This window comes from Bacillus cereus group sp. MG4 (assembly GCF_040460055.1).
In the GTDB taxonomy this organism is placed as follows: Bacteria; Bacillota; Bacilli; order Bacillales; family Bacillaceae_G; genus Bacillus_A; species Bacillus_A wiedmannii.
The window spans coordinates 1,474,542-1,499,941 of record NZ_JARVGZ010000001.1 but is presented as its reverse complement, the minus strand read 5'-3'; the positions used below and the strand labels follow the sequence as shown (position 1 = coordinate 1,499,941).

Here is a 25,400-nt window from a genome sequence, read left to right as displayed (position 1 = left end):
TGTTGGACAACGTACATTGTATAGTTTGTCTACATTTTATAGTATAGAGCACTTTTTACTATAATTGAAATGAGATGATTGTGTGCCTTTTATGAATCGCTTTACGACAACAGTCACGGGTGCCGTCACGTTCACTGGGAACACGTTGGGACTTAGTCCTACATCGCCTGCGCCAGGTAATATTTTTGGTACACTTGCTGTATTTACGACAGTAAATACAGCGCTGCAAGTACCAGGATTCCCAGCAGGGACAACAGATGACTGGCAATTGAATTCTTCAAGTGCAATTTTAAACCTTCCGGCAGGGAGTAGTATTTTGTATGCAGAGTTGGTTTGGGCTGGTACTTTTCGGACTGATACGGAAGATGTTTTACCATTTTTAAATGATAATATTACATTTACAACACCAGCAGGAACGTTTTCAGTTACGCCAGACCCTGCTACCGCACAGCAAGGTTCAGTAGGAAACCAGTTTTATTATGCTCGCTCTGCTAATGTAACGAATCTTGTAAGTGCAGGTGGGGCAGGAACTTATACGACAGGGGCCGTACCGGCTACAAGAACTTCAGCTGATCCAACAATTAGTCGTTCAGCTGGCTGGACGCTTGAGGTTGTGTATCAAAATGCAAGTTTACCACTTCGAAATTTGTCAGTATATGCAGGTCAAGAAATTATCGATGCTTCATCACCACCAGTTGATGCTACTATTTCTGGATTTGCTACTCCAGCCACAGGAGCAGTTACAGGCCGAGTGCTTGTAACTGCTCAAGAAGGTGATTCTAACATCGTTGGAGACCAACTTCGCTTTGGGCCGAATGCAAATGCTACAGTTGCATTATTCGGACCGAGAAACCCTGCAAATAATTTCTTCCAGTCTCAAATTTGTAATGACAGCGGAAATTTAGATACGAGCGGTACATTCGGAGATTTAAATCAGCCGTTAGGGGTAGCTTTGGCTGTCCGAAGACAAGGGTGGGATATTACGAATGTAGATGCCTCCTCATCTTTAGTAAACAATCAAACGTCAGCAACTGTTCGCTTCGTTACAAATGGAGATGGATACGCTGCAGCTGGTTTTGGTGTTCAAATTGATGCGACAGGTCCAATTATTAATCCAGTTAAATCGGTTAATAGAACAGTCGCAGGGGTAGGGGATACTCTCACCTATACGATTACGGTCCCGAATACAGGAACAGGAAGCGCAGAAAACGTTGTATTACGTGATAGTATTCCGAGCGGAACGACGTTTGTTGCAGGTAGTGTAACGGTAGGGGGAGTAACGCAGCCGAATGCAAACCCTGCTAATGGAATTAATTTAGGTACAATCCCAAATAACACGCAAAGAATTGTTACATTTCAAGTTCGAATAACATCATTCCCGAATCCAAATCCTATTTCAAATCGTGCAATGGTGTCATATCAATTCCGTCCTTTCGTCGGTAGTCCACCTATTACAAGTACCTCTTCTTCCAATACAGTACAAACGACAGTGAATCAAGCAACTATAAGTATGCAAAAATCTGTAGATTTACAGACGGCAACGCTTAATGATGTATTAACGTACACGGTTAATGTGACGAATAATGGAAACGTTACTGCAAATAATGTTATTTTTGTTGATAGTATTCCTGCAGGAACAACATTTGTAGCAAACAGCGTTACGGTAAATGGAGTAGCACGTCCAGGAGCAAATCCAGCAAGTAGTATTAATCTAGGAAGTATTAATGCTTCGCAAACGACGGTAGTGCGCTTTCAAGTTCGAGTAACATCTAATCCTCTTGTCAATCCAATTCCGAACCGTGCGAGTGCAACATTTAACTTTACTCCAGTACCTGGTCAACAACCAGTTTCCGGGCAAGCGACAAGTAATACTGTATTTACTACTATTAATATAGCTGATATAAGAACGAGAAAAACAGTAGATAGAGCTTTTGCGACAGTAAATGACATTCTTACGTACACTGTAACAATTGAAAATACAGGAAATGTACTTGCAACGAACGTTATTTTTCAAGATCTAATCCCAATTGGAACGACTTTTATCGCAAATAGTGTGACTGTGGATGGGGCTTCACAGCCTGGAGCAAATCCAGCGACTGGGTTTACAGTAACGAACATATCTCCTGGCGGAAGTAGGACAGTGACTTTTCAAGTACGAGTGACATCTACGCCATCAGGAGGTACGATTGCGAATCGTGGAAATGTGTCTGCTAATTTCGTCATTATTCCGAATCAGCCACCGATAACGATTAATAGACAAACGAATACAGTTGTGACACAAGTTAATACAGGCGGTTTAAATGTAATAAAAGAAGTGAATACAATGCAAGCGGCGGTAGGGGATACTTTAACATACACAATTGCCGTCCAAAATACAGGAAACGTCCCGTTAACAAATGTATTTTTCCAAGACCCTATTCCTTCCGCTGTTTCATTCGTTGCAAATTCTGTAACCATTAATGGAGTATCGCAAAGTGGATTGAATCCGAATACAGGATTCTCTCTTCCCAATATTCCTGCGGCTCAAACAGTTGTAGTCACATTTGACGTATTAATTGTACAGGATCCAGAAAATGAAGATATTTTAAATCAAGCAAATGTAACAGCGAGTTTTCAAGTGAATCCGAGTGAACCACCAGTAACAATCAATGTTCCGAGTAATGTTGTGAATACAACAGTACAATCAGGGAACTTTGAAGTTGTGAAATCAGTGAATACGAATGTTGCAACGGTAGGGGATATTTTAGTATATACAATTGAAATCATAAATGCAGGTAGTGTACCAGCTACAAATATATTTTTTCAAGATTCAATTCCACAAGGGACATTATTTATTGAAAATAGTGTAGTTGTTAATGGGGTTTTACAAGAAGGGGCAGATCCAGAACTTGGATTCCCATTAAATAATTTGCCTACTGGCGCGAGTGTAATTGTTGCGTTTGAAGTATTAATTGATGAAATTCCCCAAGGGAATAATGTCGTAAATAATGCGAATGTAACTGGAGATTTTCTTGTAAATCCAACAGAGCCACCGATAACTGTAACAGTACCAAGTAATACTGTTATGACAGTGGTGAATTCTTCAGGGTTAAATGTAATGAAAAGTGTAAGCGCTGCTGAAGCAGGTGTAGGAGATACGTTAACGTATACAGTTCGTATACAAAATATTGGAACAGTAGCAGCGACAAATGTATCAGTCATTGATCCAATTCCATCTGGAACAACATTTGTAGCAAATAGTGTAGTAATAAATGGAACGCCTCAACCTGGTTTAAATCCAACAACTGGATTTCCACTTGCTAATATTCCAGTAGGAGGGATGGTAACAGTTACTTTTCAAGTGACAATTACGAGTGTACCACCAAATAGAGTTCTTCCGAATAATGCGAATGTAACTGCTGATTTCCAAGTAAGTCCTCTCCAGCCACCAATTACAATTGTAACGATTAGTAATATTGTTGTGACGCGAGTAAATGTAGGGTCACTTAATGTAATGAAGAGTGTAAATACACTGCAAGCAGGAGTAGGAGATACGTTAACGTATACGATTCGCATTCAAAATACAGGAACTGTTCCTGCAACGAATATTATTTTCCAAGATCCAATTCCGTCTGGTACTGTGTTTGTAGCAAATAGTGTGACGATAAATGGAGTCGTTCAGCAAGGCGCGGATCCTATGACAGGTTTCCCGGTACCAAATATTCCGGTCGGGCAAACGGCTACGATTACGTTTCAAGTTACAGTGACGAGCGTTCCGAGCGGTGGAAATATAAGAAACCAATCGAACGTTACTGCAAGTTTTCTTATAAATCCAGCAAACCCTCCAATAACGACTGTTACGAATAGTAATTTTGTAGTGACGCAAGTAAACACAGCACAGTTAAATATACAAAAATCTTCATCTGTACAACAAGCAGCACTTGGAGAAACTTACACGTATTCTGTTGTTATTCGAAATAATGGAACAGTAACAGCAACAAATGTCTCTTTCATTGATCCAATTGCCCCAGAAACAACATTTGTAGCAAATAGTGTAGCGATAAATGGAACGCCTCAACCTGGATTTGATCCAAATATAGGTTTTACGCTTCCTAATATCGCAGCTGGAACATCATTGACTGTAACATTCCAAGTAACAGTAGTTGCGCCATCCACGCGCGGAGCTGTACTAAACACGGCATCTGCTACAGCCACTTTCTTATTAAATCCTTTACAACCACCTGTAACAACGACAAATTCAAGTAATACGACAGTAGTTACAATACCGTTACCTCCTCCTGGTGAAGTAACAGCAACAAAAATAGTTGACGTTGCAACTGGAGCGGTTGGGGATGTATTAACGTATACCGTGCTAATAACGAATGTAGGAATTATACCTGTTACAGATGTGTTCTTCCAAGATGTTATACCAGAAGGAACGACATTTGTAGAAGATAGTGTAACGATAGGTGGGGTGCAGCAACTTGGTTTAAATCCAGAAATAGGATTTACAGTTACTCCATTATTAATGAATGGTGGAAGTATTGAGGTAACGTTCCAAGTGACGATTACTGAAATTCCAGATAATGAAGTCATATTAAATGATGCAGACGTTACGTTTACTTCACAACCAAATCCGCAGGAACCACCAATTACGGAAACGATATTAACGAATTTAGTCGTTACGATGATTAATATAGCGTTTGTTTTTCCATTGAAACTAGTAGATAAAGAAGTAGCGACTGTAGGAGAAATATTAACGTATGATGTATTGATCTTTAATTTCGGAACAGTGGCAGCGACCAATGTTGAATTTATCGATACTACTTCCGCCGGTGTAGCATTTGTACCGGGAAGTGTGAGCATAAACGGGGTGCCGGCACCAGGATTAGATCCTTTCATTGGTTTTACAGTTCCAAATATACCTGTAGATGATTTTGTACTTGTCACATATCAGGAGATGGTAACGAGCATACCAGAAGGTGGTACAGTTGTTAACTTTGTAGACGTTACCGCTACATTTGCTGTAAGTGAAACAGAACCGCCTATTACTGAGACGACGACAAGTAACACGACATTAACAGAAATAAATGAGCCTGGTTTGAATGTTTTAAAATCGGTGAGTCAGCCGGTTGTTACAGTAGGCGATACAATCACATATACAACAGTAGTTCAAAATACAGGGACAGTGGTAGCGACGAATGTTCAATATAGTGATGTATTACCTTCCTCTATAACATTCGTGCCGAACAGTGTAACAATAGGCGGTGTGACACAACCTGGATTCAATCCTAATAATGGATTCCCACTTCCAGATATAAACCCAGGGGCTAGTGTAGAAGTTACATTTCAAGTAACGGTAGTCAGTGTTCCATCAAACGGAACAATTGCCAATACGGCAAATGTTACAGGAAGTTTTATATTAGTACCAGGAGAACCACCAGTTGTAGTGAATCAGCCAAGTAACACGACGCTCACAACTGTAAATAGAGGACGATTTACTGTTATTAAACAAGTAAATAGAGCAGCTACTCTCGTTGGAGATGTATTAACGTATACGGTTCAAATAACGAATACAGGAACAGTAACAGCAAATGATGTTCAGTTTATTGATACAATTTCAGCAGGAGCGTCATTTGTACCAAATAGTGTAACGATAAATGGAGCCCTGCAACCAAACTTAAATCCGATTACTGGCTTTGGAGTTGGAGATATACCAGTTGGTGAAACGGTTGTAGTGACGTTTCAAGCGACAGTTACAAACATCCCGGCATCAGGAACAATTACGAACGTTGCAAATATAACAGGAAGCTTTACTTTAGTACCAGGAGAGCCACCGGTTGTAGTAACAGAGCCGAGTAATACGACAATAACAAGGATAAATAGAGGACGATTCAGCGTTATAAAATTTGTAAATAAAGAAGCAACACGTTTAGGAGATACGTTAACGTATAGTGTGCAAGTTACAAATACAGGAACGGTAACAGCGACGAATGTCCAGTTTATCGATGTTCCGTCACCTAGTTTAGAATTCGTTCCTGGAAGTTTACAAATAAATGGAATTCCACAAGTAGGTTTAGATCCATTTGTAGGCTTTTCATTACCTGATCTTGCAGTAGGGGATAGTGTATTAATTACCTTTGCAGTAAATGTAATCGCAGTTCCGCCTTCTAGTAGCATTATGAATACAGCGAGAGTAACGGGTGATTTCGAATTAATTCCAGGAGAACCTCCGTTTACAATTACGAGTTCAAGTAATACGACAGTCACACCAGTAAATAGAGGCAGTTTAGATATGCAAAAAGAAGTAGATCATTCAATTGTTGGAGTAGGAGAAACGGTAATGTATACGGTTCGAATATTAAATACTGGTACTGCTGATGCGATGAATGTTCAATTTATCGATGTCCTATCTCCGGAAGCTGTTTTTGTACCAAATAGTGTAATTGTAAATGGAGTAGCTCGTCCGGGAGTAAATCCGCAGGTTGGATTTACGATTTTAGACATTCCAGTCGGTGAGACGGCGATTGTAACATATGAAGCTACGATTACGAGTTTTCCAGATGGTGGTACAGTAGTAAACGTTGCTGGGGCATTAGCAGAATATATTTTAGTACCAGGAGAGCCGCCAGTTATAGTAATGGACACGAGTAATACTGTGATTGTAACGGTAAATACTGCAATTTTATTTGTTGCAAAAGGAGCAAACTTTGAAGTAGCGATGGTAGGAGATGTTGTCACTTACGGAATTGCTGTTATAAATGATAGTACAGTTCCTGTGACGAATATTGTTTTAACGGATATCATTGATTCGAATACGCTATTTATAAATGGCACGGTAACGGTCAATGATGTACCTTTTCCATTTGCCAACCCGAATACTGGTATTCCGTTAGGTGATTTTCAACCAAATGATGCAGCTATTATTAATTTCCAAGTTGTAATAACAGGAGGGCAAATAAATAACTTAGTTACAAATACAGCGACAGCGAGTGGGTTTGCAACTGTGAATCCAAATGAACCGCCTGTAGTAGTTGAAGGTGATAGCAATACAGTTGTTATCCCGTTTATTCCTCAAAATGTCTCAACGACAGTCGTAAAAACGGCGGATCATCAAACAGCAACGATTGGAGATGTTATTACGTTTACGACAGTTATTACAAATACGGGAGATACAGCGATACAAAATATTCGTTTTCAAGATATGTTAGATAGTAGTGTTCGATTTGTTCTTGGAAGTGTAAAGGTTGATAATACGCCAGTGCCAAATGTAAACCCAGTATCAGGATTTCTTATAGGAAGTTTAAATCCAGGTGAAGCACGCACAGTCTCGTTCCAAGTAGTAGTTCAGAGCGCGCCAAGTGGTTCAGGAAATTATATAAATCAAGCGAGTATTCGCTTCGAACATCAAGTAGGTACAGTGTTACCACCTGTTACACAAATAATAGAAAGTAATATTGTGGTCATACCGTTCGTCCCAACGATCGAACAAATTTGTGAAACGAACTTTAATTGCTTAAATAAAATTCCATTTCAATGTTCTCCGTGTAATCATTTGCACGAACATAAGAAATAAAAACAAAAAGAGCATTTTGTGAAGTGCCCCCCTAAAAGTTAGACACGGTTATTTCATTAGGCAGCTTGATAAAAGTGAGTCCGGTATGTACCGGGCTCATTTTTAATTTTGCCTTAATCCGTAGTGCTTTTTCTATATCATTTAAAGCAATGGATCTATTGTTAAAAAAGTCAATTGATTTTTAAAGTTTAAAAATATTTTAATTTTTTAATAAAGGAACCTAAATCATAACCTGTTTTTATTATAGCTATAGCTGAAATCACAATTAATGGGTATTTAATATATGGATTGTTGAGGAGTTCCATTATGTTTTTCATGTTGTAAACCTCCTTGGTATTATTTATATCATTATATTTAAAATATATAATATAATGATTGACAGTCAATATAATGTAAAGAAAGATACTTAATTGAAGGAGAACTAAACAAAATAATAGATAAAAAAACCTTTATTTTTATCATTTCTTCTACAAGTAATTAAGAGTCAGTATAGCATATAGAAACAGATCTTAGGAAAGAAGCTATTGGGCAATTGAAATAAGCCTCTACTTTTACCGTATTTAGTTTAAGAATTAGTTTGTCCAATTCTTTTGAAACATAACTATAATAATTTAATTTCAATATCATAAGCAACTCAATTATTATATAGAAATACAAATTCAATGACTTGAGTTCAATGTTTTGTTACGCTATAAATAGCTTGATTTGTTTTTAACTTAAACATATTAAGAGTACTTAATAATTTTGATGAAGGTGTACTTACGAGTATTTCAGGAAATAGTGCTCAAGATTTACAGCAACAGGGAGACTTAAATCAGTCTAGTACTCTATCAAAAGAGGATGCAAAGAACCAGATTTTTAATCTATACGGGAACGATCTTAAATTTGTTGAGGAACCTGAGATCAAAGAAGTAGTATATGTGAATACGTCCTATAAAGTAAAATTTATGCTCTGGATCTTTAGCTCAGCTGGTTAGAGCAAACGGCTCATAACCGTTCGGTCGTAGGTTCGATTCCTACAAGGTCCACTTATAAAAACAAGGGGAAAGCACTCAAATGGGGGCTTTCTCCTTGTTTTTAATAAATAAAATGTCTTTTTTCCTTTAGCAAGGTTTATAAAATTCTAAGAGTTCAACTGGAATATTATTTTTGTATGCTATACATGCTTTTGTATCACCAGGCTGAATGGTCTTTTTGTCAATTAACAAAAGCGCAGCAAACGTATTTGCTTCTATCTCTAATTTGTCAACGGAAAAGAATGTATTCTTACGCAGAAAAGGTGTATTTGCATGAGTATGTAGGACTGCATGTCCTAATTCATGAGCACAAACAGTTCTTTGCATAGATGGAGACAAATTAGTATTAATGACAATGAAACGATTTCTTTTTTCATATTTATAAAAACCATTTATTTCTTCATGTAAATCCCATGTTAATATATGTATTTTTAAGTAATCTGCAAGCTCATAGGGGTTTGTCGTGTTGTATTTGGTGCTAAGTTGTTGGACTAGATCTCTAATGACGAATTTCAATGTATTCCCTCCTAAGCTCGCATCAGTTATCGTCTGGATTACGATATTTCTTAGGCACGTATTTTTTATTAATTACTTTCGTTTGTTTTACAATGTAATCCATTGCATCTAATAGTGATTCTACAGCTTCTTGACTCATAGGTTCACCAGAGAACATTAAGCCATCTTCTCCTTGAAGGTCTTTCTTTATTTCTTCCATTCTTTTTGCTATGTCTTTCTCATCTTTTGGCGTTAATTGCTTCTTTGTTTCGTCCGTAACATCTCGTCCTAGTAAATAGTCAGCTGAAACCGAAAAGCAATCAGCTAATTTAGTTAGAACATCATGTGGAGGGAATCTTTCTTCTGATTCGTAGTAACCTATCATTCTTTGGGATACTCCAATTTTTTCAGCTAGTTGTTTTTGTGTTAAATTTTCTTTTTTTCGTAAGGATTTTATTCTAAGTCCTATCACATTGTTCACCTCTCTAATTGAACTAATTGTTCTCTTTTGAATTTATCTTAGCACAAATTGTTCTTTTTTGCATTGACAAAGAACAATTAGTTCTGTAATCTGTATTTAGAACTAATTGTTCTTTCGGAGGTGTGATAATGGGAAATAAAATGTACGATCCGCAAAAGAATTTATATAAAGAAATTGCACATTATTGTGGAGTGACTGAACGGTATATTCGAATGATTGATCAAAAAGAAAGAACTCCATCAATGGGAACAGCTAAGAAGATTGCTAAGTATTTTGATATGAGTATAGATGCTCTTTTTTTTAGTAATAAATCGAACTTAAAGTTCTTTTTAATGTCGTGTTGGTTTGAAAGGAATAAAAAGTAGGTTTCATCATGGGGAAGTTATTGATAGTGAGTACAGAATCTCGAATGTAGGTATTTGATCTTAACAATAGTGGAGAGGTAGATATTATGGGGATTTTTAGAGTTAAAAAGGATAATAATTATTCCGTTATTAATAATACAGGTTTAAAAGATAAAAGGCTTTCTTGGAAGGCGAAGGGGATATTAGCATACATACTTACACTTCCAGATGATTGGGTGTTTTATAGGGAAGAATTATCGCAGCACGCAAAAGATGGTATTAATAGCTTAAGAGCTGGAATGCAAGAATTAAAAGAGTACGGATATATTAAGAGATTTCCTATTAAAGATGTAAAAAACAAAATTGTTAGGTGGGAGACTATTATTTACGAAATCCCATTGGAGGATTTTCCACCAGTGGAAAATCCACCTGTTGATAATCCTGTTGCTGGGAACCTAACGGTGGAAAACCGCAAGCTACTAAATACTGATATACAAAGTACTAAAGAACTAAATACGGATATACCAAATACAAATTATCATCATGATAATCAAGATAAATCACTATCACAAAGATTGATGGATGAAGATTTTAAAATAGCTTATAGCTATTTGCTGAAAAACGGTATTTCGTTAAGTAAAATAGCTATCGCAGAGCTTGGTGAATTTTGTGGAGTATTGGGAAGTGAATTGATTCTTGAAGCAGTAAATAGATCTCTTGATGAAAATGTACCGAAATGGAGATATGTACGTGGGATTCTCAAAAAGTGGGAAACAAAAAAAGTAAAAACACGAAATGACGTAGCTGTACTAGATGAACAGTTTGATCTTAGTAAAAATAAAAAACAATCTGGTTCAGGATACACAAAACGAAATGAAATGGTACCAGGATGGTTACATCAAAAGGAAGATGAAGACTCAGGAGAACAACATAGACATATTAATGAGGTAACGATTGAAGAAGAGCGTGAGAGGTTAAAAGCTTTATTAAGAAAATACAAATCACAATAAATATCCGTTTTTCCGATTAAATTGATTATTAAGGTTAGTTTATCTTTGGTTACATCAATAAAAGCAGAATTTAAATAAAGAAAAGTAGGGGGATTATTGTATGTTTGACTGGCTGAAAGATTATCAGAAACTAGAAGAAGAAATTACATATTTAGAATATAACTTAGACAAATCAAAAGCGGAATTAAAGCGCTGGATTAGTGGTGATTTGCAAAATGTACGATTAACCGCTGAATCGGAAGGGGCTAAAGTAGAAGACCGGATTGAAGCTATTGAATATGAATTAGGACATAAGATGAATGAAGTGTTCAATTTAAAGATTTTAATTAATAAGTTTACAGGACTAGATCATCAAATACTCAAAATGAAGTATGTTGATGGAATGACCTTAGAACAAATAGCGTTTGACTTGCATTATAGTACAGGCTATATCCGACGAAAACACGCTGAAATAAGAAAGATTGTCAAGTTTTTAGATGGGTATTAATGTTACCTTTTTATAGGCTACATGCGGTGTACAGAAAGTATTGAAAAAGTGATTTATAGTAGTAATATAAGATTTCGACGAAAGAGCAACTATTTTTATGGTTGCTCTTTTTGTTGTGAAAGAAGCGAAGTACTATGGAGTAATTCAATAGGTTAATAGGTATTTAGAAGTTAAAAGTACTTAGTAAAATAGTAGTGTTTGGTCCAAAAATAATAGGGAAATAAGGAGATGTTTAGTAATGGGTATGTTAGCTGCGTCAGTTAAGACAAAGAATTTGCCGCAACGGGTCCTCCGATGGCAGACAATGGTAGAAAATGAATGTAATGCACAAGGGGTACCTGAGTTAGTACCTTATGTATTAGGAATTATTATGGTGGAAAGTGATGGTAATGCTGAACAGACGCCCGATATTATGCAGTCAAGTGAATCTCAAGGGAGACCGATGAATTCAATTGACAATCCTAAGGAGTCAATTCATTACGGGGTAATGCACTTAATAGGAGCTTTTGCAGATGCAAAAAAATATGGTATTACAGATTTAAGTGCAATTGTTCAAGCATATAATTTTGGGCGTTTTTACATCCGTTGGTTAGCCTCTAACAATAAACAGCATTCACTGCAGGTGGCAGAACAGTATTCTAAAACTGTTGTTGCGCCATCTCTTGGAAATAGCACTGGCGCAATGATTCGATATAGTCATCCTATCGCTGTGGCATACAATGGTGGCTATAAATATAAAAATGGTGGAAATTTCTTCTATGCTGAAATTGTTAAACAGTATGTAGATTTTGTCGGAGGAGTTGATCCTACTGATGTAGATACGCGTAAAAACGTGACGCTACCTTCTGATTGGTTAACTAATAACTTAGGTTGGTTACAATGTGTAGAGCGACAATCTTGGGTGTATAAAGAACCAAATGAACTTGCGGAAGTAGTAGGAAAGATTCCTCTTGGCAGTGGGCATGTGTATTTAGAGACTGCATGGGATGGGAAAAGATTTTGGTTTAAAATTGCCAATGATAACTGGGTTCCTGAAACAGTAATGCGTATTGAAAAAGATGGTAGAAGTAAAGGTGTCATTTGGAATGAATGGGATGGGCTAGAATGTTACCATCACGCAAATTACAACAGTGGTATACGCGATCGAGCAAGTGTAGGCCAATGGGTAATTGAGTTTAGAGATAACAACTGGATTTATATTACAGATAAAGGGTGGGTAGAGTTTGACGAAAAAATTATTCGTTGGATTCGCTAAAAAAGATAGTGCTCTTATTGAAGTACTTCACAAAAGTCACCTGAGAAAACTAAAGTATATCTGGATGTGTTAAACATACATTATATTTTGAAAACAATACATGGTTAAAGGAAATCTTAATGTAAGGTAACGACGGAGAACTTTTTTCTATCAATCTTATGGTATGAAAAATTAGTATATAGGCCAAAAATATATAAATAGTAAATCAAGGTGCTTATGTAAGTACCTTTTTTATATGGTGTGAAAAATAGAAAGGAAGATTAATATGGCAAAATTTATTTATCCAACAGATACAACAAGGGTAACAAGTGGTTTTAGAGGCAGTAGACCAGATCATCATGGGGTAGACCTTGCAGAACCAGGTTATCATCCGATTTATGCAGCGGCTAGTGGACAAGTTAGTTGCTCTTATTATTCATCTAGTTATGGTGAATGTATTATGATTGTGAATAATATTGATGGGGTCAAATGGGAAACTGTATATGCTCATATGCGTAGTGGTTCTCGAACGGTGAATGTAGGGGATTATGTTACCCAAGGACAAACTATTGGAGTTATGGGGAACACTGGAGATTCTAGTGGCCAACACTTGCATTTTGAACTGCATAAAGGCGGCTGGAATATTAATAAGAGTAATGCTGTGAATCCGTTAGACTATCTGGGAAAAGGAGACGGTGGTAACACTGGAAATGGTTCTGATCCTACTGATGTAGATACACGTAAAAACGTGACGCTACCTTCTGATTGGTTAACTAATAACTTAGGTTGGTTACAATGTGTAGAGCGACAATCTTGGGTGTATAAAGAACCAAATGAACTTGCGGAAGTAGTAGGAAAGATTCCTCTTGGCAGTGGGCATGTGTATTTAGAGAGTGCATGGGATGGGAAAAGATTTTGGTTTAAAATTGCCAATGATAACTGGGTTCCTGAAACAGTAATGCGTATTGAAAAAGATGGTAGAAGTAAAGGTGTCATTTGGAATGAATGGGATGGGCTAGAATGTTACCATCACGCAAATTACAACAGTGGTATACGCGATCGAGTAAGTGTAGGCCAATGGGTAATTGAGTTTAGAGATAACAACTGGATTTATATTACAGATAAAGGGTGGGTAGAGTTTGACGAAAAAATTATTCGTTGGATTCGATAGATTTGTTAAAAAGAAGAGTAGGTCCTTATGGAGCGACTCTTCTTTATTTTTTATTAATTAGAATCACAAGCTAAATAACAATGTAGCTAGAAAAAGGATTTCTATCAATGATTAACAAAGGAGCATATATAAATGAAGAAAATAGCAGATATATCTTATCATAATGGAAATATAAATTGGGCTGAAGCGAGTAATGATTTGGAGCTGGCTATTATTCGTGTACAATATGGATCTAATAAGGTTGATTTAAAATATAAAGAATATGTCCAAGGTTGTAAAGCATATGGAGTTCCATTTGGTCATTATGCTTATGGATGTTATACAAGTGTCCAAGACGCTATTGTAGAAGCAAGAGATTTTATGAATCGTGCAGACAAGGATGCAAAATTCCTTGTATTGGATGTAGAAGATGACACACTTGCTAGTTGTGGACCCACTAACTTAGCAAAAGCATCACAGGCCTTCATTGATACATGTCGTGCAGCGGGCTGGAAAGTTGGATTATACGTGTCACATCACATGTATACAAGTTATGGACTAAATAGTGTGAGTGCAGATTTCTTATGGATTCCTCGTTATGGTGGCAGTAAACCTGCATATAGCTGTGATCTATGGCAATATACTGAAACTGGTAGCGTTGCAGGAATTACTGGTAATGTAGACTTAAATTACTTAGTAGGAAATAAAACTATTGAATGGTTTATAGGAAAGGGCTCTAATTCAAATAATCCTGATCCTACAGATGTAGACACCCGAAAGAATGTATCATTACCACCAGATTGGTTAACCAATAACTTAGGTTGGTTACAATGTGTAGAGCGACAGTCTTGGGTATATAAAGAACCAAATGATCTTGCGGAAGTAGTAGGAAAGCTTCCTCTTGGCAGTGGCCATGTATATTTAGAGAGTGCATGGGATGGGAAAAGATTTTGGTTTAAAATCGCCAATGACAACTGGGTTCCTGAAACAGCAATGCGTATCGAAAAAGATGGTAGGAGTAAAGGTGTCATTTGGAATGAATGGGAAGGATTAGAGTGTTACCATCATGCGAATTACAACAGTGGTATACGTGATCGAGTAAGTGTAGGACAATGGATAATTGAGTTTAGGGATAACAATTGGATTTACATTAAAGATAAAGGTTGGGTAGAATTTGATGAAAAAATCATTCGTTGGATTCGCTAATTAAAAAAATTATTTGTATTAAAGTAAAACTAAAAAAGATGAAACATATCGATAGGATAGTTTTAGAACAAGTAGTGTTTGAGTTGCATTATAGTACAGGGTACATCTGACGAAAACATGCTGAAATAAGAAAGATTGTCAAATTTTCAAATGGGTATTAATGTTACCTTTTTGTAGGCTACATGCAGTGTACAGAAAGTATTGAAAAAGTGATTTATAGTAGTAATATAAGATTTCGACGAAAGAGCAGCTATTTTATGGTTGCTCTTTTTGTTGTGAAAGAAGGTGAGCAACATGAAGTAATTTTATAGATTAATGGGTATTTGGCTGATAGTCATATTTAATATAGTAGTAGTTTTTTAGGCAAGCATAATGGGAAAATAAGGAGATGTTTAGTAATGAGTATATTAGCTACTTCAGTTAAAACAAAGAATTTGCCACAACAAGTGTTACGTTGGCAATCAATGGTAGAAAGTGAATGTTCTGCACAAGGAGTACCTGAGTTAATTCCTTACGTACTTGGAATCATTATGGTGGAAAGTGACGGGAATTCTGAAAAAACACCTGATATTATGCAATCAAGTGAATCACAAGGGTGGCCAATGAATACAATTAAAAATCCTAAAGATTCAATTTATTATGGAGTAAAGCATCTAAAAGGAGCTTTTGATGATGCGAAAAAAAATGGTATTACAGATTTAAGTGCCATTGTTCAATCATATAATTTTGGACGAGCTTACCTTCGCTGGTTAGCTTCAAACAAGAAACAACATTCATTACCGGTGGCGGATCTGTATTCTAAAACGGTTGTTGCACCATCACTTGGAAATACAACAGGTGCCATGGTTCGATATAGTAATCCAATTGCTGTGGCATACAATGGTGGCTACCGATATAAAAACGGAGGGAATTTCTTCTACGCTGAAATTGTTAAGCAATATGTTGATTTTGATGGGGGAACTAATCCTTCTGAAAATAAAGAACCATCAGAGTGGGCGAGAAGTGCATGGAAGTGGGGATTAGAAAAAGGAATTGTAGATGGGAATTCACATCCACATGGAACGGTAGTAGAAGAAATCTTGGTACACATGTTACAACGTGTATACAACAACAAAGTATTTTTAGGTACTGGAAGTGCAGTATCCTTCGCTATTGATACAAGTTACCGGAATGGAGAACCGTCAGAATGGGCGAGAGACGCATGGAAGTGGGGTCTAGAAAAAGGGATTGTAGATGGAAATTCACATCCATATGGAGAAGTGACAGAAGAAATTCTGGTACACATGTTGCAACGTGTATACAACAACAAAGTATTCTCAGGTACTGGAAGCTCAGGAGCATTTGTCACTAATGTAAGTTATCAAAATGGAGAGCCATCAGAATGGGCGAGAGATGCATGGAAATGGGGATTAGAAAAAGGAATTATAGATGGGAATTCACATCCACATGGAAAAGTAACAGAGGAAATTTTAGTACACATACTACAACGATGTACAAATAATGGGGTATTTAAGTAATTATAAGACTTTCATATTATAAAGATTCTTGTCAAATAAAAAAGTAAACGAAGGTACTCATTTAAGTACCTTGATTATACTGTGCAAAAAAGAAAGGAAGATTAGTATGGCAAAGTTTATTTATCCAACAGATACAACGAGAGTAACAAGTGGTTTTAGAGGCAGTAGACCAAATCATCATGGGATAGACCTTGCTGAAGCAGGGTATCATCCGATTTATGCAGCGGCTAATGGAAAAGTTAGTCGCTCGTATTTTTCATCTAGTTACGGTGAATGTATTATGATCGTGCATACTATTGATGGAGTTACATGGGAGACTGTATACGCTCATATGCGTAGTGGTTCTCGAACGGTGAACGTAGGAGATTATGTTACCCAAGGACAAACTATTGGAGTTATGGGGAACACTGGGGATTCTAGTGGCCAACACTTACATTTTGAACTGCATAAAGGCGGCTGGAATATTAATAAGAGTAATGCTGTGAACCCATTAGACCATTTAGGAAAAGGACCTGATCCTTCTGAAAATAAAGAGCCATCAGATTGGGCAAAAGATGCATGGAAATGGGGATTAGAAAAAGGAATTGTAGATGGAAATTCTCATCCGCATGGAACAGTTTTAGAAGAAATTTTAGTACACATGTTACAGCGTGTATACAATAACAAAGTATTCTTAGGTACTGGAAGCGTAGTATCGGTTTCTATTGATACAAGTTATAGAAATGGGCAACCATCGGAATGGGCGAGAGATGCATGGAAATGGGGACTAGAAAAAGGAATTGTAGATGGAAATTCTCATCCACATGGAGAAGTGACGGAAGAAATCCTGGTACACATGCTGCAACGTATATACAATAACAAAGTATTCTCAGATACTAGAAGTACAGTGTCAATCGCCTCTAATATGAGCTACCAAAATGGAGAGCCATCAGAATGGGCGAGAGATGCATGGAAATGGGGATTAGAAAGAGGAATTATTGATGAGAACTCACATCCACATGGAAAAGTGACAGAGGAAATTTTAGTGCACATTCTACAACGATGTGCGAATAATGGAGTATTTAATTAAATAAAAAGCCTGATTCTTATTCTACTAATCCCTGTCTAATAGACAGGGATTAAAATTTATAATTAGAAGATTTAAATTCACAAATTGTTTGTTTTTAGTGTAGCTGAACTAAGTGTATACAATCTACGTTGTGTTTTAGAAATAGTATATGTTTACTAGAAACATATTTTTGATATTAGGTTACGACGTAAGTGATCCGAATTGGTAGTTTTTCTGTTAAATACTGCACTCATTAAATATCTGAATATTCTTTCGAGTCGGAGAGTAAATATTACTCCTTTAATTAAATTAAGATATTATTTTTTAAACTACATAGCAAAATTTACGTACTAAATGAGATTGTTAGAAAATCAATAAACAAAATTAAAACGGGAGAGGAAGATATGACAAATACACATCCAGAGGAAAATCAATTTCAGAACCAAATTCTAAATCAAATCATGCCAAGCGATGACAATAAATTTATGGAAATTGATGACGTTGTGGATAATTTAGTGAATGCTGGGATTATTACCGCTAGCAATTTTAACGTCAACGTGGAGCTGTTTAGAGGAAGTCCAATTACTGTTTCCATTGTAAAAACGGGAAACCCAGCAACAGAGGTTCCTACAAAAGTAGTTACCGAGGATATTATTGAGGGACAAATTGAGGTGGACGTTAAACCAGAAGGGATTAAATAATGAGATGAAAAGACAAGTATATGCATATTAAGATTTTTAATTTTTAATTAAATACGAAGTAGGAGAGAGGTGGAAATAATGGATGGTTTGCAAGAGATGAAAGGTGATGTTCAGGAAATAAGACAAGATATTAAAGATATACGACTAGAGATTAGAGGTCTAGAAATGAGGACAGCAGGTAATGAAAAAGACATTATTAATATTAATAAGCAATTAGATAAGATTAGTGCAAATACAACATGGATATTACGCCTTATTATTGGTGGAATAATTGGAGCAGCTCTGACCTTCCTCTTGAAAGGTGGCGGTATGTAATGATTGAAATTACGGCAATGATTGGGGCTGTTATAGGGTTATCGCAAATTGCTAAAACAAATGGATTGCAAACAAAATATATTCCGATATTTAATTTGACGCTTGGCATTATACTGGGTGTTTTATTTTTGTCTCAAGATATCAAAATGAATATATTTCAAGGAATGATTATCGGATTGTCAGCAAGTGGATTGTTTGACCATACGAAAATTATAAAAAAGGATAACAATAGGAAATGAAAAAGAAATCCAAATTAACCCATGGAATGATCGTATCATGGAAGAAGAACACAAGTGGTTATTAGAACCAAACGCGAAAATTTGGCCCGAAAAGGAATAGACGAAAATAAAAACGAGCACTCCTATTTATAGTGATGAAGTGACCCCTAAAAGTTAGACAAGGTTATTTTATCAAGCTGCCTTAATCCGTTTTGTATTATAATAATCTATATATTTTTCTAATTCTATTTTAAAATGCTCTACACTTTCAAATTCTTTTATGTAGAGGAACTCCGACTTCATAATTCTGAAGAAATTCTCTATTACTGCGTTGTCGTAACAGTTACCTTTTCGAGACATGCTCTGTACAATAGCTCTTGATTCAAGTGTACGGACGTATTGTCTCATTTGATAATGTCATTCTTGATCAGAGTCCATCAGTAGTTGGTGATTTTCAGGCAAATGTTCTAATGCATTCTCTAACATCTTTGAAACAAGTGAATACGTCGGTCTAGAACCAATTGTATAGGTAATAATTTCACCATTATACAAGTCTAATACAGGTGATACATACAGTTTCTCTCCAAACAATGTAAACTCTGTGATGTCCGTTACCTATTTTTGATTCGGTGCATCTGTATAAAAATTACGCTCTAAAATATTAGGTGCAATTCTACCGACTTTTCCTTTATAGGATTTATATTTCTTCATATGCACAACACACTTTAATCCAAGCTCTTTCATAATGCGTTGAACCTTTTTGTGATTCACTTTCTGACCACGATTCGTTAATTCATCACGAATGCGACGGTAACCATAACGACCTTCATTTTCCTCATAAATCGCTTTCATCTCAGCTTTCAAATCGGCATCTACATCTGGACGATTCATTTTCTTTACTAAATTATAATACGTGCTTCGTGGAATATTAGCTAGCTCCACGAGTGCCTTCACCGAATATTTATGCCTTAATTCATAGACTACTTGCGCTTTGTCTGGTCTCGTGATTTTTCCAAACAGAAATCGTTGAAGGGGCAGGAATGTTAAAAATAGCTGCCATCTCAAATAAGGACATACCGTTTTCAATCATAAAGTTTAGTACGTCTAGTTTAAATTGTCGTGTGTAATTTGTACAACGTTTTAGAAAAGCTTCCACACCATTCTGTTTATACTGGTTTACCCAATTCAAAATAATTGTGTTACTTATACCGATCGCTCTACCTATTTTTCGATAACTTTCATTTCCGTTCAAATACCGTAGAACGATTTGTATTTTTTCATCAGCTGTAAATTTAGCCATAGAAAAACTGCACCTCCAATTGTTAGACTGTGTCTAACAATGGGGGTGCAGTTCAGAATAAGATGCTCTTTTTGTATCAATCACATAGATTCATTTTCGGGTGAGGTAAAAAACTCGTTGATTTTGTTGGAAAGTAGAAATGGAATGGCTCCTTTTATAATAGAAATATCCCAGTCCCACCATGCGAGATTTTCTAGTTTGTCAATCGTTTCTTGCGGGAAACGATATCGAATAAATTTTGCAGGATTACCAGCTACAATTGCATATGGGGGTACGTCTTTTGTAACAACACTCTTTGCCCCAATAATGGCTCCGTTACCAATTGTAACACCAGATAAAATGCAGGATTGATAACCAATCCATACATCGTTGCCGACTACGATGTCACCTTTTGAAGAAGGATGACCAGTAATATGTGCTCCTTCATTAAAAAATGCATTAAATGGGTATGTCGTTATCCAGTCTGCGCGATGTTCACCGCCAAGTATAAAAACGACTTCTTCTCCTAATGAACAAAACTTACCTATTTTTAATTTCGTTTCATCATTCCAAGAAAAAATGGTTGGACCTACTTTACTATAAGTATAATCACCAATATCATATTTATTATATTCAGGTTTTTGATTTAAAAATAACATAACAAATTTAGCATCCTCTCTAAAGCAAGTAATGGATATGGAACATTATATGCAACTTGGAATAAGTGGAACTGTGTTATATGAATTGGTAATACACAATTAGTAGGTGCAACGAATAAAAAGGGAGTGGAATGAATGATATACGAAATGGGGCTATATAATAAACCTTTTCAGTCAATTCAATCAGGAAAAAAAGTATATGAAGTACGTTTATACGATACAAAACGTCAACTTATAAAACAAGGCGATAATATTGTATTTACAAACCTTACGACAGAAGCAATGATGACTGTAAAAGTAACGGAAATAAAACGATACGCAAGCTTTAAAGCAATGTACGAACAAATTGATCACAAATTATTGGATTGTGAAAATGATAGTTTAGAGGAAATGCTAGAAAGTACATACAAAATATATACGAAAGAACAAGAAAAAAAGTGGGGAACAGTTGCGATTCGTATTGAGGTAATAAAATGATAAGAAATCGGGGCGGGGCTATCATTGTACAGGAAGGGAAAATTGCTCTTATAAAACGTATTCGAGAAGGGGAAACATATTATGTTTTTCCAGGCGGAGGAATTGAAGAAGGAGAAACAGCTGAAGAAGCAACAAAGCGAGAAATTTATGAAGAATTAGGGGTACATATAAAGTGGAGCATCTGATTGCAAAGGTGGAGTATAAGGGAACGGAGTATTATTTTAATGCCCATATTGTAGGTGGAGTTTTCGGAAATGGTAAAGCTGAAGAATTCGAAATGAAAGATAGAGGGAGTTATATTCCATTATGGTTGCCGATACACGAGTTGGAGAAAGTGAATATAAAACCGTATGAAGTGGTCGGAAGTATATGTAATCATTATAAAAAGTAAGGTCTGACAACATACAAAAAAAACCATTGACATAGTCTTCTGATTTAAGTATTGTATTCGAGTATGTTTATAATCAGGAGGTTTATATGAGCAATCAAACTACTACACATCATGTGAAAATGACAACAGCAGATCCATCTGGAATTGGTCTATTTGGATTAGCGATGGTAACACTTGTAGCATCATCTCAAAAGTTAGGCTTAACAGATGGCGTTTCACTTGTATTACCGTGGGCAATCTTTTTAGGAGGATTTGCACAAATCTTTGCGTGCATTCACGATGCAAAGCATAACAATACGTTCGGTACAACAGCATTCGGTGCCTACGGCCTATTTTGGTTAGGTGTTGGAATGACTTGGTTAATTCAACTTGGAGTATTTGGCGAAAAATTAGCACAAGCTGCAGATTCAAAACAGCTGGGTGTAGCCTTTATTGGATATTTGATTTTCACAATCTTTATGACAATTGGTGCAATGGAAACACATAAAGTATTATTTATGATTTTCGTCCTTATTGATTTCTTATTTATTGGTCTTTCATTAAGTACTTTAGGTGTTATGCCGCATGCAATGCATAATTTAGCAGCGTATTCTGAACTATGTATTTCATTATTATCTTTCTATGGTTCAGCAGCAGCAGTGTTAAATACACACTTCGGTAAAGTTGTATTACCAGTTGGAAAGCCGTTTGGTATTTTTAAAAAGTAATAAAAAAGCACAGGTGATTGTATAGTCATCTGTGCTTTTTTGTATGGAATAAATAAAAATGAAAAATATAATTGAAATTGATTATCATTATTAATATAATGAGAATGAGAATCATTTATTGTAAGAGGGGGATGCCGAAGTGGCAAAAATTTTAATAGCTTATGCAAGTATGTCAGGAAATACAGAGAGTATTGCTGATTTAATAAAAGTTAGTTTAGATGCTTTTGATCATGAAGTAGTATTGCAAGAAATGGAAGGCATGGATGCTGAAGAATTATTAGCCTATGATGGAATCATTTTAGGATCTTATACGTGGGGCGATGGTGAATTACCGTTTGAGGCGGAAGATTTCCATGAGGACTTAGAAAATATAGATTTATCAGGGAAGAAAGTAGCGGTATTCGGATCAGGTGATACGGCGTATGAACTATTTTGTGAAGCGGTAACGATATTTGAAGAAAGACTTGTAGAACGCGGTGCAGAGCTTGTACAAGAAGGATTGAAAATCGAACTAGCTCCAGAAGATGAAGAGGATGTTGAAAAATGCAGTAATTTTGCAATTGCATTTGCTGAGAAGTTCTAAGAATGGGAGTGTCAACGTGGAGACAATGTTAAGTGCGACCGCTATTACAAAGTTAAGAGATGGAAAACTTATGTTAGCTACTACATATAATGGCTTATTTATTGAACGAGGCGGAGAATGGAAACAAATATTAAATGGTTTTCAAAAACGAATTAGGGATTTACATAGCGAAGATAATGTAGTGTATGGTGTAGGTGACGAAGGGATTTTTATTCGTAGTATGAATGGTGGGGAGAACTGGACGGTTCAGCGTTTTCCAACAAAAGCAACGAGTTGGAATGTGTGTAGTAATGTACAAGGAACAGTCATTGCTCATGGAGATAAAACGTTGTATCGTTCTAATGATTTTGGTTCGACATGGGAAACCATTCATCCATTTCTTGAGTATGGTGGCGGGGCACCATCTATTCGATCGTTATTTTTATATAAACATTACTTATTTATTGGTACGAAAATACATGCTAAATATGGTGGTGTTTGGCTCTTTAATTTGGAGACACGTAAATTAAAGAGGATTAAAATCGTGATGAATCAGATGATCTCAGCGTTGACTGTACACAATTCTTATATAGTAGCAGCGAGTGGATCGTGCAAGGGGATTAGCGGGAATATTTCTTTTTGTAAAATAGATGAAAGTATTGAGAGTGAAAAAACATATTGGCACACATGTCAAAGTGAGCAGAAAGCAAGTAGCTATTTAGCCTTGAGTGTAGATCAACATGTGCTATATACAACGTCAACGCAAAATAAGGCGGGGATTAGTACGGTTTGTCGTGTACTTTTAGAAGAAGGACTTGTTACAGTATGTGACTCAGTTAAAGGGCATGGCTGGCGCATCGTTAACCAAAAAGAGGGTTATGTTGTAGCTGGATCAGGTGAATCAAAAGCGATGCAATGGAAGAAAAAAATTATATAGCAAAAAAAACTTTACTTTTATTATATTGATATGATATAGTTACTTTAAACCATTTTACTTTTAATAATATAGAGATTTAAATGAGCTGTAACTTCCGAGGAGGATAGCAATGTTAAATCTCCTCTGGGGTTGCAGTTTTTTAATTTTTGAAGTATTATTGTAAAGTGGTTGAAAATGAATATGTACATATAGGTACATTGTAGGAGGATTTTTTAAATGCAAAACGGTAAAGTAAAATGGTTTAACGCAGAAAAAGGTTTCGGTTTCATCGAAGTTGAAGGCGGAGAAGACGTATTCGTTCATTTCTCAGCTATCCAAGGCGACGGCTTCAAATCTTTAGAAGAAGGTCAAGAAGTTACTTTCGAAGTAGAACAAGGTAACCGTGGACCTCAAGCTACAAACGTTAACAAGAAGTAATTATGGAAAAAAGAAGGGCTTGCCCTTCTTTTTTTTGCATTTTTATTGAATAACCTCCTATGTACATATAATAATGAGATTAAATTTTCGTTTATTAGACGAAGTATTTCATGCATAAAGTGTATGAATGAATAAATAAATACTGAAAATAGAGTATGTGTGTGAAAAGGAATTTAGAAAGAGGTAAATAAATTGGAAAACGCTACACATTTTATTGTGTTCGATATAGAGAGAAATTTCAGGCCGTATAAATCAGAAGATCCGTCAGAGATAGTTGATATCGGAGCTGTAAAAATAGAAGCAAGTACAATGAAGGTAATTGGAGAATTTTCGGAGTTAGTAAAGCCGAGTGCACGACTCACTCGTCATACGACAAAATTAACGGGAATTACAAAGGAAGATTTAATTGGTGTGGAGAAATTTCCGCAAATTATAGAGAAATTTATTCAATTTATCGGAGAAGACTCTGTATTTGTTTCATGGGGAAGAGAAGATTATCGTTTTTTATCTCATGATTGTACGTTACACGGTGTAGAATGCCCATGTATGGAAAAAGAGAGCAAATTTGATTTGCAGAAGTTTGTTTTCCAAGCGTATGAAGAGTTATTTGAGCATACACCAAGTTTACAATTTGCAGTAGAACAGCTCGGTTTAACGTGGGAAGGGAAGCAGCACCGAGCTTTAGCGGATGCTGAGAATACAGCGAATATACTTCTTAAAGTATATAGCGAGAGAGACATTCATAAACGGTACAAAAGACATGGTGAGCTTGAACTTGTAGAGAACGGAAAACTAACAGAAAAAGCGAAAAAAAAGATGCGAAAATGGGTATTTAAAGAAATGAGAAAAAATACAGAGCGTCCTTTCGCTTGGAGTACATTTGAAAGTAGTGACACGTGGGAAAGTATAACGGAAAGATATTATATAAGTGAAGCTACAGTAGAACTTTTGAAAAAGCATTTTCGTACGGCGGTTAGAAAAGCGGAAAGACAGATTAGATATTTGGCTGAGATGGAGGAGAATGTAGAGGTTAAATGACATTCTCCTCTATTTCTAGATACATAAATTTAACGTCATTGTACTGATGGATGAATAAAGTATTCATATTAAATAGGAATTGATTTGTTGTGATTGGGCCATTATAATTGCTTTGAAAATTAAGGTGTGGTAAGAATTTTTAAATACATTCATAAA

Annotated in this window: 22 protein-coding genes, 1 tRNA gene and 4 pseudogenes; 22 read left to right on the top strand and 5 right to left on the bottom strand. The window is 36.1% G+C overall.

Going from position 1 to position 25,400, the window contains the following annotated elements; genetic code table 11:
* Positions 1-82: 82 nt before the first annotated feature.
* Entirely contained in the window at positions 83-7,555 is a 7,473-nt protein-coding gene (locus QCI41_RS07950; protein ID WP_353837697.1) for a DUF7507 domain-containing protein, read from the top strand.
* Positions 7,556-7,743: 188 nt separating this feature from the next.
* Here QCI41_RS07950 and QCI41_RS07945 read toward each other — a convergent pair whose 3' ends face one another.
* Positions 7,744-7,872 carry a hypothetical protein gene (locus QCI41_RS07945; protein ID WP_000789922.1) on the bottom strand — a complete coding sequence of 43 codons (129 nt, stop codon included), beginning with the start codon at positions 7,870-7,872 and terminating at the stop codon, positions 7,744-7,746.
* 429 nt (positions 7,873-8,301) lie between these two features.
* Between QCI41_RS07945 and QCI41_RS07940 the strand changes: the two are divergent.
* Positions 8,302-8,481: pseudogene (locus QCI41_RS07940) on the top strand (M4 family metallopeptidase); the annotation flags it as partial.
* A gap of 28 nt (positions 8,482-8,509) precedes the next feature.
* Positions 8,510-8,583 (top strand) — tRNA-Ile (locus QCI41_RS07935).
* Positions 8,584-8,658: 75 nt separating this feature from the next.
* Here QCI41_RS07935 and QCI41_RS07930 read toward each other — a convergent pair.
* A complete protein-coding gene (locus tag QCI41_RS07930) occupies positions 8,659-9,087 on the bottom strand; it encodes an ImmA/IrrE family metallo-endopeptidase (RefSeq protein WP_046957781.1) in 429 nt (142 codons plus the stop codon).
* A gap of 22 nt (positions 9,088-9,109) precedes the next feature.
* A complete protein-coding gene (locus QCI41_RS07925; RefSeq protein ID WP_000579786.1) occupies positions 9,110-9,538 on the bottom strand; it encodes a helix-turn-helix domain-containing protein in 429 nt (142 codons plus the stop codon).
* Between the two features lie 137 nt (positions 9,539-9,675).
* Here QCI41_RS07925 and QCI41_RS07920 point away from each other — a divergent pair, with 137 nt between their 5' ends.
* From QCI41_RS07920 to QCI41_RS07865, 12 genes and pseudogenes are all read left to right on the top strand, one after another.
* Entirely contained in the window at positions 9,676-9,912 is a 237-nt protein-coding gene (locus QCI41_RS07920; protein WP_000527104.1) for a helix-turn-helix transcriptional regulator, read from the top strand.
* 86 nt (positions 9,913-9,998) lie between these two features.
* Complete coding sequence (locus QCI41_RS07915; RefSeq protein ID WP_046957782.1) at positions 9,999-10,901, top strand: DnaD domain-containing protein; 903 nt, start codon at positions 9,999-10,001, stop codon at positions 10,899-10,901.
* Positions 10,902-11,001: 100 nt separating this feature from the next.
* Positions 11,002-11,388 carry a hypothetical protein gene (locus QCI41_RS07910; RefSeq protein ID WP_000460739.1) on the top strand — a complete coding sequence of 129 codons (387 nt, stop codon included), beginning with the start codon at positions 11,002-11,004 and terminating at the stop codon, positions 11,386-11,388.
* A 238-nt stretch (positions 11,389-11,626) separates the two neighbouring features.
* The gene (locus tag QCI41_RS07905) at positions 11,627-12,643 is read left to right on the top strand and encodes a lysozyme family protein (protein ID WP_353837698.1); all 1,017 of its coding nucleotides are present in this window, start codon (positions 11,627-11,629) and stop codon (positions 12,641-12,643) included.
* A gap of 265 nt (positions 12,644-12,908) precedes the next feature.
* Positions 12,909-13,793, top strand: coding sequence for a M23 family metallopeptidase (locus QCI41_RS07900; protein WP_353837699.1), 885 nt, complete (start codon positions 12,909-12,911; stop codon positions 13,791-13,793).
* A gap of 132 nt (positions 13,794-13,925) precedes the next feature.
* Positions 13,926-14,978, top strand: a complete 1,053-nt coding sequence (locus QCI41_RS07895) for a glycoside hydrolase family 25 protein (protein WP_353837700.1) — start codon at positions 13,926-13,928, stop codon at positions 14,976-14,978.
* A 398-nt stretch (positions 14,979-15,376) separates the two neighbouring features.
* Positions 15,377-16,495, top strand: coding sequence for a lysozyme family protein (locus QCI41_RS07890; RefSeq protein WP_353837701.1), 1,119 nt, complete (start codon positions 15,377-15,379; stop codon positions 16,493-16,495).
* 106 nt (positions 16,496-16,601) lie between these two features.
* On the top strand, positions 16,602-17,564 hold the full coding sequence (locus QCI41_RS07885; RefSeq protein WP_353837702.1) for a M23 family metallopeptidase: 963 nt from the start codon (positions 16,602-16,604) through the stop codon (positions 17,562-17,564).
* 383 nt (positions 17,565-17,947) lie between these two features.
* Positions 17,948-18,244, top strand: coding sequence for a hypothetical protein (locus QCI41_RS07880; protein WP_046957786.1), 297 nt, complete (start codon positions 17,948-17,950; stop codon positions 18,242-18,244).
* 78 nt (positions 18,245-18,322) lie between these two features.
* Positions 18,323-18,559, top strand: a complete 237-nt coding sequence (locus QCI41_RS07875; RefSeq protein ID WP_000348873.1) for a hemolysin XhlA family protein — start codon at positions 18,323-18,325, stop codon at positions 18,557-18,559.
* Positions 18,559-18,798: a hypothetical protein gene (locus QCI41_RS07870; RefSeq protein WP_046957787.1), complete on the top strand. Its 240-nt coding sequence runs from the start codon at positions 18,559-18,561 to the stop codon at positions 18,796-18,798. Before QCI41_RS07875 ends, QCI41_RS07870 begins: the two co-directional genes overlap by 1 nt.
* Before the next feature lie 13 nt (positions 18,799-18,811).
* Positions 18,812-18,898, top strand: a pseudogene (locus QCI41_RS07865) (5-deoxy-glucuronate isomerase); the annotation flags it as partial.
* Positions 18,899-18,969: 71 nt separating this feature from the next.
* Here QCI41_RS07865 and QCI41_RS07860 read toward each other — a convergent pair.
* Both QCI41_RS07860 and QCI41_RS07855 read right to left on the bottom strand, forming a co-directional pair.
* Positions 18,970-20,077 (bottom strand): annotated as a pseudogene (locus QCI41_RS07860) (IS3 family transposase).
* Between the two features lie 80 nt (positions 20,078-20,157).
* Positions 20,158-20,715 (bottom strand): CatB-related O-acetyltransferase, encoded by a 558-nt coding sequence (locus QCI41_RS07855; RefSeq protein WP_046954606.1) that lies wholly within the window; start codon positions 20,713-20,715, stop codon positions 20,158-20,160.
* A gap of 135 nt (positions 20,716-20,850) precedes the next feature.
* On the opposite strand from QCI41_RS07855, the gene QCI41_RS07850 reads away from it, so the two are divergent.
* The 7 genes and pseudogenes from QCI41_RS07850 to QCI41_RS07820 all read left to right on the top strand — a co-directional run bounded on the left by QCI41_RS07850 (position 20,851) and on the right by QCI41_RS07820 (position 25,244).
* Positions 20,851-21,192, top strand: a complete 342-nt coding sequence (locus tag QCI41_RS07850; protein ID WP_353837703.1) for an ASCH domain-containing protein — start codon at positions 20,851-20,853, stop codon at positions 21,190-21,192.
* A pseudogene (locus tag QCI41_RS07845) lies at positions 21,189-21,583 on the top strand (NUDIX hydrolase). The gene QCI41_RS07850 and the pseudogene QCI41_RS07845 overlap by 4 nt, the downstream one beginning before the upstream one ends.
* 86 nt (positions 21,584-21,669) lie before the next feature.
* On the top strand, positions 21,670-22,290 hold the full coding sequence (locus QCI41_RS07840) for an acetate uptake transporter (RefSeq protein ID WP_000070936.1): 621 nt from the start codon (positions 21,670-21,672) through the stop codon (positions 22,288-22,290).
* A gap of 139 nt (positions 22,291-22,429) precedes the next feature.
* Positions 22,430-22,873 carry a flavodoxin gene (locus QCI41_RS07835; RefSeq protein ID WP_001062763.1) on the top strand — a complete coding sequence of 148 codons (444 nt, stop codon included), beginning with the start codon at positions 22,430-22,432 and terminating at the stop codon, positions 22,871-22,873.
* Positions 22,874-22,889: 16 nt separating this feature from the next.
* On the top strand, positions 22,890-23,789 hold the full coding sequence (locus tag QCI41_RS07830) for a WD40/YVTN/BNR-like repeat-containing protein (RefSeq protein WP_353837704.1): 900 nt from the start codon (positions 22,890-22,892) through the stop codon (positions 23,787-23,789).
* Positions 23,790-24,005: 216 nt separating this feature from the next.
* Positions 24,006-24,206 carry a cold shock-like protein CspB gene (gene cspB / locus QCI41_RS07825; RefSeq protein WP_001179147.1) on the top strand — a complete coding sequence of 67 codons (201 nt, stop codon included), beginning with the start codon at positions 24,006-24,008 and terminating at the stop codon, positions 24,204-24,206.
* Positions 24,207-24,398: 192 nt separating this feature from the next.
* Positions 24,399-25,244, top strand: a complete 846-nt coding sequence (locus QCI41_RS07820; RefSeq protein ID WP_097858318.1) for an exonuclease — start codon at positions 24,399-24,401, stop codon at positions 25,242-25,244.
* Positions 25,245-25,400: the final 156 nt, after the last annotated feature.